This is a genomic window from Mucilaginibacter sp. (assembly GCF_039925265.1).
Taxonomy (GTDB): domain Bacteria; phylum Bacteroidota; class Bacteroidia; order Sphingobacteriales; family Sphingobacteriaceae; genus Mucilaginibacter.
Genome location: NZ_JBDSZG010000057.1, coordinates 70929 through 82916, shown reverse-complemented (window position 1 = coordinate 82916; position 11988 = coordinate 70929). Strand labels below are relative to the sequence as shown.

12 protein-coding genes are annotated in these 11988 nt (G+C 44.4%); 6 read left to right on the top strand and 6 right to left on the bottom strand.

Annotated elements, in window-relative coordinates; translation table 11 throughout:
- Positions 1-288: 288 nt before the first annotated feature.
- A complete protein-coding gene (locus ABIX36_RS24815) occupies positions 289-1233 on the bottom strand; it encodes a Smr/MutS family protein (RefSeq protein WP_348084862.1) in 945 nt (314 codons plus the stop codon).
- 138 nt (positions 1234-1371) lie between these two features.
- On the opposite strand from ABIX36_RS24815, the gene ABIX36_RS24810 reads away from it, so the two are divergent.
- From ABIX36_RS24810 to ABIX36_RS24800, 3 genes are all read left to right on the top strand, one after another.
- Positions 1372-1881: a DUF892 family protein gene (locus ABIX36_RS24810; protein ID WP_348084861.1), complete on the top strand. Its 510-nt coding sequence runs from the start codon at positions 1372-1374 to the stop codon at positions 1879-1881.
- A gap of 2 nt (positions 1882-1883) precedes the next feature.
- Positions 1884-2186, top strand: a complete 303-nt coding sequence (locus ABIX36_RS24805; protein ID WP_348084860.1) for a hypothetical protein — start codon at positions 1884-1886, stop codon at positions 2184-2186.
- Positions 2187-2441: 255 nt separating this feature from the next.
- Positions 2442-4325: a M1 family metallopeptidase gene (locus tag ABIX36_RS24800; protein WP_348084859.1), complete on the top strand. Its 1884-nt coding sequence runs from the start codon at positions 2442-2444 to the stop codon at positions 4323-4325.
- Positions 4326-4493: 168 nt separating this feature from the next.
- On the opposite strand, the gene ABIX36_RS24795 is transcribed toward ABIX36_RS24800, so the two are convergent.
- Complete coding sequence (locus ABIX36_RS24795) at positions 4494-4880, bottom strand: YtxH domain-containing protein (protein ID WP_348084858.1); 387 nt, start codon at positions 4878-4880, stop codon at positions 4494-4496.
- A 228-nt stretch (positions 4881-5108) separates the two neighbouring features.
- Here ABIX36_RS24795 and ABIX36_RS24790 point away from each other — a divergent pair, with 228 nt between their 5' ends.
- Positions 5109-5336 (top strand): hypothetical protein, encoded by a 228-nt coding sequence (locus tag ABIX36_RS24790; protein ID WP_348084857.1) that lies wholly within the window; start codon positions 5109-5111, stop codon positions 5334-5336.
- Positions 5337-5830: 494 nt separating this feature from the next.
- On the opposite strand, the gene ABIX36_RS24785 is transcribed toward ABIX36_RS24790, so the two are convergent.
- Complete coding sequence (locus ABIX36_RS24785) at positions 5831-6025, bottom strand: cold-shock protein (protein WP_128534559.1); 195 nt, start codon at positions 6023-6025, stop codon at positions 5831-5833.
- A gap of 88 nt (positions 6026-6113) precedes the next feature.
- The gene (locus ABIX36_RS24780) at positions 6114-7259 is read right to left on the bottom strand and encodes a GAF domain-containing protein (RefSeq protein ID WP_348084856.1); all 1146 of its coding nucleotides are present in this window, start codon (positions 7257-7259) and stop codon (positions 6114-6116) included.
- A gap of 391 nt (positions 7260-7650) precedes the next feature.
- Between ABIX36_RS24780 and ABIX36_RS24775 the strand changes: the two genes are divergently transcribed.
- Together ABIX36_RS24775 and ABIX36_RS24770 are read left to right on the top strand one after the other, a co-directional pair.
- Positions 7651-8301, top strand: coding sequence for an HAD family phosphatase (locus tag ABIX36_RS24775; RefSeq protein ID WP_348084855.1), 651 nt, complete (start codon positions 7651-7653; stop codon positions 8299-8301).
- Positions 8302-8435: 134 nt separating this feature from the next.
- Positions 8436-9128, top strand: a complete 693-nt coding sequence (locus ABIX36_RS24770; RefSeq protein ID WP_348084854.1) for a hypothetical protein — start codon at positions 8436-8438, stop codon at positions 9126-9128.
- On the opposite strand, the gene lysA is transcribed toward ABIX36_RS24770, so the two are convergent.
- Together lysA and ABIX36_RS24760 are read right to left on the bottom strand one after the other, a co-directional pair.
- Positions 9125-10315 (bottom strand): diaminopimelate decarboxylase, encoded by a 1191-nt coding sequence (gene lysA / locus ABIX36_RS24765; protein WP_348084853.1) that lies wholly within the window; start codon positions 10313-10315, stop codon positions 9125-9127. The two genes, ABIX36_RS24770 and lysA, sit on opposite strands and share 4 nt — an antisense overlap.
- A 170-nt stretch (positions 10316-10485) precedes the next feature.
- The gene (locus ABIX36_RS24760; protein WP_348084852.1) at positions 10486-11796 is read right to left on the bottom strand and encodes an aspartate kinase; all 1311 of its coding nucleotides are present in this window, start codon (positions 11794-11796) and stop codon (positions 10486-10488) included.
- Between the last annotated feature and the right edge of the window lie 192 nt (positions 11797-11988).

Genomic DNA, 11988 nt, shown 5'->3' with positions numbered 1-11988 from the left:
TAAAAATGTTAACCCGAAGATGTGAAAGAAAACGTTTTAAGAAAATAGCAGTATAAATCAGCATCAATATGGCCTATCGGGGTAAAAGCTATTCTGAGATACTTTTAATTTGGGCGTTCCCTTCGGTCGGGTCTTCCGCTCATACGCCACAGGCATTAAGCGCAGGCCGGTACCCGCTTCACCCCCTAACGCGGACAATTGTCGTTGTGTCAGTCTGAGCCTGTCGAAGACCTATACGTCATTCAATACCGGCGAATGGTTCGACAAGTTCACCATAACAATCCCCTCCTACTTCAACACCACCTTCGTTGCCCCATACCCAAACTTCTCCTTCCGGGCATCCATAAAGGTTTGCACTTTGGCGTTCTTGCTGAGGAGTTTGTGCAGTTCGTGTTTTAGAATCCCGTTGCCTGTGCCGTGGATAAAGGTAATATCGGGCATCTGGTGTACAATGGCGGCATCCAGAGCGTGTTTAAAATTGGTTAACTGGATATTCAGGATCTCGCTGCTGGCCAAAAATTGGTAGTCATCGCGTAGTTTTTCTATGTGAAGGTCTACTTCCTGCTGCGGCTTGGCAACCACCTGTTTCTCTTCGGCAGGCTTAAAAAAACTTTCCTTTAGTTTTTGGGCATCTATCACCAGTTCCGGTTCATCTAACTGGATCATCCAGCCCAACTGATTGATAAAGGGCACCTGTTTTTTGGCTCCCGAAAAATCCTTCGCTTTAAATTGCTCACTTATATTTAGCGGACTAAGCACCGGCTGGTTTTGTTTGGTATGGAACAGTACCTGGAAGATCAGTTTAGGCCACAGCTGCAGGTCGGCCAGTTTGGCGGAATATACTTTTGCATAACTGCGCGGCTCAATAATACCCGCAAACTCGCCTTTGTATTGTTTATTTTGTTCGGTACTAACTGAGGCTAATAGCTGGTAAGAGGTTTCGTTCAGCAAATGCAGATGCACTACCGAATTTGCTTTGGCATCGGCAACCACGGCAATATATACACCTTTGCTTTTAAACTCTCCGGGAATAATGGCTTCAACTTCCGCCTCTTCCTCATCACCCACCAATTTGCTGTGCCCATGCACCGATGTTACTTTGGTGGCCAACACGGGGATCTCAAAATCATCTTCGCCGGTAACCCCTATCATCTGGTCGTTAATGATGCGGGTTACGTAACCCTCCATCTTCTCGTCCACAAACCGTACAAAATCACCTAATTTATATTTCATAGCACACGTAATAATTGGCAAAGGTATCAATATACCATAAGCCCGATAATTAAACTTATATTTACGTAGTAAAACCTTTTTTTAATTAAAAAATTAGTTACAGTTTTGCACTCCCCCGTCACGGTTAATTTTAACAGAATGGACACTACACCTACTCCTGCTCCTTTAAATGATGACCTGTTAAAAGAGGTTTTCCACCACCATCTAAACAGGATATACAACGGAAAATGTTTTCTATACAAAACCCTGCCCGGCCTTAACGCCCTTGCCTCGTTCAAAGGGCTGCAACTGGCTATTGACGAGTTTGGCGAAGATGTGCTTAAGCAAATTGTGCGGATGAAAACTATCTACGCGCTATTAGGCGAAACACCAATAGATAATGAATGCAACCCCATCACCAATATTATTAAGGATGAGTTTTGCCTGGACGAAAACCAAACCGTTCCATTATTGAACGACCTCGACCTGATGCTTTATATACAATTATTAGAGCACGTGAACATTACGTCGTACCGGATGCTCATCATGATATCAAAAACCTTGAAGCATGATAACATCATCCAAATGCTGAAGGAAAGTTTTGATGAATCGCAGGAGAACGATAAGCTGTTTACCCTGATAGCGAAGGAATATATTAGCCAGGATTAAGCATGCCCGAGGCCGAAGAAGAATCTACTAAAGCTTATCACATTATTTTAGTAATTGGCCTCGTTGAGCTTTTGTTCTGTATTGCCTTCCCTATCTATGTAAGTTTTACTCAAAACTTAGAATTGGGTGCACTAATTTTATGGTTTATCTTTTTTATTTTGATGGGCTATTATAGCGTATTCTGCACAGCGCTAATTCGTATTATTAAAAAACCCATAACCGAATCAACAACAAGCGTCGGCACTTTAGTTTTCCTGAACGTGCTGCCCATCTTGGCTATCGTGGCGCTTTACGCTTGGGGTTAAAAGGATTTCCCGAAATAAAAACGGCTATAAATAACAAAAGCCGGACAGAATGCCCGGCTTTGCACAGTTATTTAATACCCCTACTAAAATAACTTTGAACAAATCAACATAATTAATTTTCGCCGCGCAAATTAATATGCCGTTAGCATTGTAACAATTCGTTTACGCTGATCGTCTCAACTATTAGAGGTATAATATTTAATTTGCGCGCTAAATCATCAAATACACTATATCCATCCAACAACCTTATAAGTTATGTTAAAACCAATTGCGTTAACCGCATTATGCAGCCTGTTTTTGTTACAATTACAAGCTCAAAACCTGTATATGCCGCGCGAAATTAAGCAGGCCTATACCAAGGGGACCCGCTCGCCAGATGGTAAACCCGGCAGCAAGTACTGGCAAAATTTTGGCAAGTACAACATCTCGGTAAGCCTTACGCCACCGGGCCGCACCGTAAAAGGGGTAGAAACTATTACCTATTTTAACAACAGCCCCGATACCTTGAAAAGGCTAAACATGAAGCTGATCCTCAACGTTCACCGCCCGGGTGCATCGCGCGATGGAGGTGCCGGTTTAGATTACCTCACTGAAGGTATACAGGTGGATAGCTTTTTGGTCGCCGGACAAAAAAAGAGCTGGAATAATAAAACCGCTGCAACTACCAACCAGATAGTGAATTTAAGCAAGCCATTGATGCCGCACGATTCGCTTAAACTTGATATTGCCTGGCATTTCGACCTCAGTAAGCAGAGCGGCCGCGAAGGTGTGATAGATTCCACCTCGTTCTACCTCGCTTATTTTTACCCGCGTGTATCTGTGTATGACGATTACCAGGGCTGGGATCGCGTAGAATTTGTAGATTCTAAAGAGTTTTACAACGATTTTAACAATTACACGCTAAGTGTAACCGTACCTAAAAACTACATTGTTTGGGCAACCGGTACTCTGCAAAACCCGGCACAGGTTTTACAGCCCGAGTTTGCAAAACGTTTATCAACTTCGATGACGAGCGACTCCACCGTACACGTGGCTACGCTTGCCGAGTTAAACGCCAACACCGTAACCGCGCAGAATGCCACCAATACCTGGGTGTGGAAAGCGGACGACATTACCGATATAGCCGTGGGCATCAGCAACCATTATATTTGGGATGCGGGCAGCGTTATAGTGGATAAAACCACTGGTCGCCGCAGCAGCATGCAAGCAGCATACCCGGAAGCCGCAACGGACTTTAAAAAATCTGTACAATATGGGCGCAACGCTTTAGGTTGGTTTAGCGCCAACTGGCCGGGTGTACCTTACCCCTTCCCAAAAATGACCGCCTTTAAAGGTTTCGCCGATATGGAGTACCCCATGATGGTGAACGACAGCCAGTTTGGAGACGCCACTTTTGCACAACTGGTGCAAGACCATGAGATAGCACACACCTGGTTCCCTTTTTACATGGGCATCAACGAAAGCAAATACGCCTTTATGGACGAAGGTTGGGCAACCACGCTGGAATACCTGATAGGTATTGCCGAGAACGGTAAGGTAAAAGCGGATAACTTTTACAAACAGTTCCGCATAAACGGCTGGATAGGTGATAAATCAACCGCCGAAGATCAGCCCATTATCACCATGAGCAGCGAGCAAAAAGGCGGTTATGGAAACAACGCCTATGGCAAGCCATCATTAAGCTACTTAGCCTTGAAAGATATGCTGGGCGATGACCTGTTTAAAAAAGCACTGCACGGTTATATGGACAGATGGCACGGCAAGCACCCTATCCCATGGGATTATTTTAATTCGATGAGCAGTGTATCGGGCAAAAACCTTACCTGGTTCTTCAATAACTGGTTCTTCAGCAATGGTTACAACGACCTTGCCATTACAACCGGTGTAAAAGGTAAAGATGGTTACACATTAACTGTAAGCAACGTTGGCGGTTTCGCAATTCCGTTTGATGTGGTATTAACCTTTGCAGATGGAACTACCAAAACCATCCACCAAACGCCTGCTATTTGGGAAGCAAACCAAAAGCAAGCCTACGTAACCTTTAAAGCCGTTATAGGTAAAAGCCTAAAATCGGTTACATTGGATAACGGCATTTTTGTAGATGCTACCAAAGCAGATAATACCTGGGTAGTGAAGTAGTGACTGGGGAGTAGTGAGTGGTTAGTAGTGACTTAAAAGTATGTTGCGAATACCATGTTCATAGAAGTTCTCCTCGCTATCGCTCGTTCGATGACATATTGATGACATATTAATAAAACAAGAAAACCCAGCCATAAGCCGGGTTTTCTTGTTTTATTAATGTTATGATTACGCGCCTTGTACGGAGTTATTCCAGTCGTCAGCGGCTGATTTTACTTTTGCTTTAGCTTCGCCTGCGCCGTTTTGTGCATATGCTTTAGCGGAACCAACGGCATCTTCGGCTGTACCGCGTGCACTGTCAACCATTTTGCCGGCATCGCCAACCAGGTCGTTATATTTTGATTTTACCGAACCTACGGCATTGCTGCTGTATTCTTTCAGGTTATCGGCGGTAGTTTGCGCTTTCGTTTTTGCCGCGTCTACAAGGTCGTTTACATAATCAGCTATATCGCCTCTTAGTTCTTCACCTTTTTCTGGTGCCAATAATAAGCCCAGTGCGGCGCCTGCTGCAGCACCCACTAAAAGCGCTGCTATAATTTTTGCTTGATCTTTCATATCCTTTTTTTGGTTTTTAGTAGATGATTTGTTTATTAGTTAACAAAGCCCATGCCGTAGTGTTTAAAATATTAAAAAAAAGTTACGGTTGCATTTTAATGGCCAATATGCTTGGGGCATACTCGGTTTTATAACACAGCACGGTCATAAACCTGTTTTTATGCTCGTATAAAATACAAGGGCTTACTTTTTGCACATTGCCCATCGCAAAACAAAACATTGTATTTCATGGAAACAGTACTTCAATCCATACACTTCCGGAAGGTATTTTACCTGGTAAGCATTCTTCTCATCATTTTATTATTCGCTATTAAGTATACGCTGATCCCTATTATAGATCACCGGGAAGCGCTGCCCAAAAAGATACTGAGGCGGATATTAGATACGCTGATAGCTGTATTGATAGCTGGTTTAGCCGTTGGAGCTTTGCTGTTTTGGATGAGCGGGAATGAGTAAAGCCGTCTGAATCAGAATCTTAGAATGAACAGAATCTTTATTTACGCATCAGGCAAATTTAACTTGGTCTTCAAAATCTGAAAATTCCGATTCAGATAGTCCTCCGCGATAGGGATTGCAATGGAAACCCCGGAATGGAGTCCCCACTTCTATCAGTGGGGACGGAATGAGGAGTTGGAATGAAAAGCCCGGGCCGCAGGCATCGCCATTATTAGAGAGTGGTTAATTGGTTGAGTAGTGAATAGTTGCAAAACGGAGATTGCTCGCCCTTCGACAGACTCAGGATAACACCGCACCCCTCCCAGGGGAGGGAATTGGAAAACAGCTCTTATTGCGCTCCGCAAAAACAAACTCACACAAAAAAAACACCAAAAAACCATCACCAAAAAACTCTATCTACAAAAAGCATCACCCCCAACCCAAAAATCTACCCACAAAAAAAACGCCCCGAAATTCGGGGCGTTTTTTTTGTACGCTTGATGATTAATATATAATTAAACAACTTTTACATTTACTGCGTTCAAGCCTTTTCTGCCGTTTTCTACTTCGAATTCAACTTTATCGTTTTCACGGATTTCGTCGATTAGGCCTGTTGAATGAACAAATACGTCTGCGCCACCACCGTTAGGTGTAATAAAGCCAAAACCTTTTGTCTCATTGAAAAATTTTACTGTTCCTTCTTTTTGCATTATTTTATTTATTAAAGTGCAAATGTAGTCATAATAATCGATATTCATACAAAAAGCGCTTTTATCGCACTCCTTTACGCCTTAATGACTAAGCTACGATGGATAAATGGCGGCCATGCAGGGTATCTTCAGAGTCTTTTACAATACCGCGGATCTTCTCGTCAAGCTCGTTAACGGTAAGCTCCATCATCTCAAAATAGTTAAAGTAGATGTTCTCCATCTTCATTAGGTCCATAATACCCAACAGCGATGCTACCGGGCGGCGCAGCTCATGCGATTGCATAATGGCAATGCGCTGTAAGGCTTCGTTTTGCACGTTGATATAGGCCTCCTGGCGTTTGCGGTGTGTGATGTCTGTTGAGTTGAGCGATACACCTATTACCTCGCCGTCATGGTCGCGCACGGGTACAAAAGTGGTCACTTTCCAGCACTCCAGCGGGGTGCCCGGCATCAGCATCCACTCCCGTTTTATGGAGCGGCCGGCAAGGGCTATGTTGAAATATTTTTTAAACTGGCCAAGAATGGCGGACTCGGTGTATTTTAATATCGAATCGCCGTTTGTGAGTTTGTGTTTGTAGTGGCTGCGCGTAAATATGGCGGCAGATTTGTTAAAAGCCATTACCTCGTAATTGCGGCCCACCAATATATGTGTATCTGTTGAGCTATCAAAAATCGCTTTCAGCTTCAACTCCGATTCTTTGCGTGCCTTTGTATTTAACAGTTCTTTTTGGTGCTGCTCCTCTAAAACGCGCACGCTCCAGTTAAATTCCATCAAATTCACTATCTGTTTAGCCAGCGTGAGCATAGCTTTACGCTGAGCGCCTGTCAAATCGCGTGGCTTCATATCAATTACACAAAGGCTCCCTATGGCAAAGCCATCTTCGGTAATGAGCGGTGCGCCTGCATAAAACCTTACATGTGGCTCGCCCGTTGCCAGGGGATTGGTGCAATGGTGCTCGTCAGCCAAAATATCGGGGATAATAACCAGGTCGTTTTGCTTGATGGTGTTATTGCAAAACGAAACGCCGCGCGGTGTACACACTACATCGGTACCTTTGGCCGCTTTAAACCATTGGGTATCGGCGTCCAGCAGTGTTACGAGTGAAACCGGTGCCTGGCATATTTCGGCCACCAGGTCTACCAGTTCGTTCATGTCCGTGGTAATACCGGCATCAAGGTTTTTAAACCTGTCTACAGCATTAAGGCGTTGTTGCTCGGTATAGTTCGTTATCAAATTAGCTCGGGTATTGGTTGTTTTCACTGTAATAGGTTTGTTCTACGAAAAATAGGCCCGGGTTGTTGTAGAATTAACAATTATGATAATATTAATAATTTGAAGTTAATAAATTAGCAACATTGAAATTAAAGACAGGATTCATTAACATTTGTAAATCAAATTTTTAGTAGCACATCAGCTATTAACCGTGACAAAAAAGCCCCGGGTTTTCACCAAAGGGCTTTGCGCAAACAATTAATCATATCACCCAATCACATACCCTACTCTCAATTGTTTAGCAATATCATTTATCCTGCTCGCTATACCAATAAAACGAACGATATTATGTGAAAACATACGTTTAAACTTTTACTGTGGATTGTACAGGTATTAATTATTTTTGCGCCAGATGAAAGCATTTATTTTCGATTTGAACGGCACTATGGTAAACGATATGCCATACCACGCCAAAGCCTGGACACGCATAGCCAACGAGGAACTTGGCGGTAACTTTACCGATTCCGAGATAAAAAACAATATGTACGGCAAAAATGCCGAAGTACTGGTAAGACTGTTTGGCAGCGACAGGTTTACCAGCGACGAAATGGATAAACTATCGGAAGATAAGGAAGAACAATACCGCCGCGAGTATATTGGCGAGCTTGCGCTTTTACCCGGCCTTGCCGATTTTTTGGAGCGCGCCTGCCAGGCGGGGATCCCGATGGCCATTGGCTCGGCAGCTATCCCATCCAACATTGATTTTGTGCTGGATAACCTGAACATCCGCCATTATTTTAAGGCCATTGTAAGCGCCCATGATGTTACCCACAGCAAACCCGACCCGGAATCGTTCACCAAGCCCGCCGCTTTATTGGGTGTAAAGCCCGAGGATTGCATTGTGTTTGAAGATGTACCAAAAGGCGCCGAAGCCGCTAAGAACGCAGGCATGAAAGCGGTGATACTTACCACAACCCATCCCCGGGAGGATTTTGCCAAACTGGATAACATCCTGCATTTCGCCAGTGATTTTAATGATGATTATTTTGCCGGATTAATTTAACTTGCGTTAAAATAATTAACCAATTGAAAAACCTATACCTCCCACTTTTCGCCGCCTTAATAGTTGCCTGTTTTTTTTTATCATGCTCCAAGAAATACTACGCCCCAGGCCTTTATCAAAACGACGTACAACTGATGATGAAACCGCATTCGCAGGATTCGGCAAAACGGAAAATATATGTTGCGGGCACCCTCGTAGAACAGAGTGGCGCCAATGGCCAGGGCGCAGCATCGAGCGGCGTGTTGAATGTTTACCAATCGCACACCTTTAAAAATGTCAACTTAAGTTACGGTGCCTTGGCCTTCGCAGGCAACTATTCCCGGAATGAAACCAGCAGCAGTAGTAACAGCACCGGCGGCACAACCAATAACGATGTTCATATTTCAAAGGGTTTTATCGGTTACGGTTTCAATGGCTCTTTATCATTCTATTTCAGCAACGCGGTGTGCGATTTCCGGGTGCTTGGCGCAGATCTCGTCTACACCAAAGAAAGCGGTGATTACCTTGCATTTCGCAGATCCGTTTATGGCCAGCCGGATATACTGAGTTCGCCCCGGAGCGAAATGCTTACTTACGGAATATTTACCGAGTATGTTTTTCACCCGAAAGCGGATCTGAACGTTGGCTTTAAAATTTTCCTCAACAAAGTTACCGGGCAAATTAACCGCGATCTAAATGATTACGGTTCGGGTTTTAACACTACCGGCGGTACGCTGTTTGCCGAATTTAACCGTATTAACGTACACACCACTTTCGCTTTTAGCTCAAATAGTTACGTCACTGGCTTGGGCTTAGGTATCCAATTAGGGGCGGGCTACAGTTTTTAAACCGAATATACCGATTGCACCATATCGCGCAGGTTATAGTGCGATGCCATTACCTCGCCATAAGCACCTGCGGTACGCACCGCTATCAGGTCGCCACGGAATGATTCCGGCAGGTCAACATCTTTGCGGAAACAATCTGTGCTTTCGCAGATAGGGCCTACAACATCGTACTTCATTTCGGATGTCGGATGCTCGATTTCGGATTTGTCTTGACTCTTGATTCTTGATTCTTGACTCAAGTTTTCTATAACGTGATACGCCTGGTAAAGCATCGGGCGGATCAGTTCGGTCATACCGGCATCCAGGATCAAAAAGTTCTTTTTCTGCCCTATTTTCACATACAGCACCCGCGATATCAGCGAGGCTGATTGTGCAACCAACGCGCGGCCAAGTTCAAAATGCACCTCCTGACCAGGTTTTACGTTCAGGAATTTTTTGAACACTTTAAAATAGCTTTCAAAATCGGGGATGGTGTTACCGTCTGGATTATGATAATCTACCCCAAGCCCGCCGCCGGTGTTTAATATTTTTATCGCGAAGCCGTGGTTCTCAAACCAATCCTGCATTTCGTTGATGCGGGTACACAGGTTTTTGTACACCTCCATGTCCGTAATCTGCGAGCCGATGTGGAAGTGGATCCCCAGGAATTTGAGGTTGGTGCACTTCCGCAGCATCTCCACCACATCGTTCAGTTGCCAGGTGTTAATGCCGAATTTGTTCTCGTCTAACCCGGTGGTAATGAAATGGTGCGTATGCGCATCAACATTGGGGTTGATACGGATAGCGATGCCCGCCACTTTGTTTTTTGCCTTGGCCAGGCCGTTAATTATCTCCAATTCCTGGATAGATTCTACATTAAAGCAGAAGATATCCGCCTCCAGCGCCAGATTTATCTCCTTATCAGATTTACCCACGCCTGCAAAAACCACTTTACTTTTATCAAACCCATGCTCAATGGCGGCTTTAACCTCGTTACCGCTTACGCAATCGGCACCAAAACCGTAGGCTTGCACAGCATCAATAACCTTAGTATTAAAATTGGCTTTCATGGCGTAATGCACATGGAAACCATATTGCGATGACGCATCGCGACAAGCATCAAGTGTTTGCCGCAGCACATCCATGTTGTAGTAATAAAACGGGGTCTCAATCCCCTTAAAGCGTTCTATGGTATCTTGTTTGAACATGTTTTTGTAAGTCAAAATTAAAAAGTCAAAAGTCAAAAATGACTTTCAACCTTGCTACGTCTATCGGGAGATTGCTTCGTTCCTCGCAATGACGCTTTACATTTTTAAAAGCCCTCTCCTGTGGAGAGGGTTGGGTGAGGCTTCCGAAATCGAAAATTCTAAATCCGAAATTAAAACAACCTGTTATGCAAGCTCCTCAACGCTTCCACCTTGTCTTCCGTTTTTACCAGCAGGCTCATGTTATGGTCGCTTCCACCGTAAGATATCATCCTCACCGGGATATGTTTAATAGCTTCCAGCACACGGGCCGCGTAGCCATGCTTTTCGGCAGCAAAATCGCCAACTACACAAACAATAGTATGGTTCACATCAATATCAACAGTACCATAAGCGCCCAGTTCTTTGGTTATTTCGCCCAGGTAAGTGGTATCATCAATGGTAACCGAAACAGCAACCTCAGATGTGGTGATCATATCAATACTGGTACGGTAACGCTCAAAAACCTCAAAAACACGGCGCAAAAAGCCGTGCGCCAGCAGCATCCGGCTGCTTTGGATCTTTATGGCGGTAATATCATCCTTAGCAGCTATGGATTTTATCCTGTCCTTCTCACTATCATTAGTAATTAAAGTACCTGCAGCCTGCGGATCCATGGTGTTCAGCAAACGCACTGGGATCTTGTACTTTTGCGCCGGAAACACGCTTTGCGGGTGCAATATCTTCGCGCCAAAGTATGCCAACTCGGCCGCCTCGTCAAAAGATAGTTGAGCAATTGGTTTGGTGCCTTTAACAATCCGTGGGTCGTTATTGTGCATGCCGTCAATGTCGGTCCATATTTGCACTTCCTCGCTGCGGATGCCCGCTCCTATTAGCGATGCGGTGTAATCGCTGCCGCCACGGCGCAGGTTATCCACCTCGCCAAAAGCGTTACGGCAAATGTACCCCTGGGTAATAAACAGGTTATTAGCTTTGTTCTGCTCCAGCAACGGCGTAAGGTGCGAGGTGATATGATCTACAATCGGCTCGCTGTCCTCATCAGTTTTCATAAACTCCAAAGCAGGCAGCAATACGCTTGATACGCCAATCTCTTTGAGGTAAATATGGTACAGCGTGGTCGACAGTAATTCGCCCTGCGCTAAAATAATTTTATCTTCTATAGGGGTGAACAAGTCGTTAGCCAGTCCGCTTAGTAAACGAAAATGGTAATCAATAACCTCCTTACCCTGGTCGTAAAACTCCGGCTTTTCTAAAAGTTCCTTAATAAATACTTCGTACTTATCCTTTAATACGGTAATAAGATGGGCGGCCTTCTGCTTATCGCCTGTAAGGTACGCCTGACCAATTTCTACCAAACTATTTGTAGTGCCCGATACGGCCGACAGCACTACAATTTGCTGCTCGGCAGGGTTGATGATATCCAGCAGTTTCTTCATACGATCGGGGCTACCCACCGATGTACCGCCAAATTTTAAAACTTTCATGCTATGTGTTCCCTTGAAATAATGGCCGGTAAACCTACACCGGCATTTGCGGCGCTAAAAATAGGATTTTAAAGCAATATTCTACCGGTTTGGTAGAAATTATCTGAACCGGGATTTTCTTAATTAATGATTATCATGATTAGGTTTGACTTTAGGATCCTTGTTTGAACGTTAGCAGCGCAACTTCGGGCG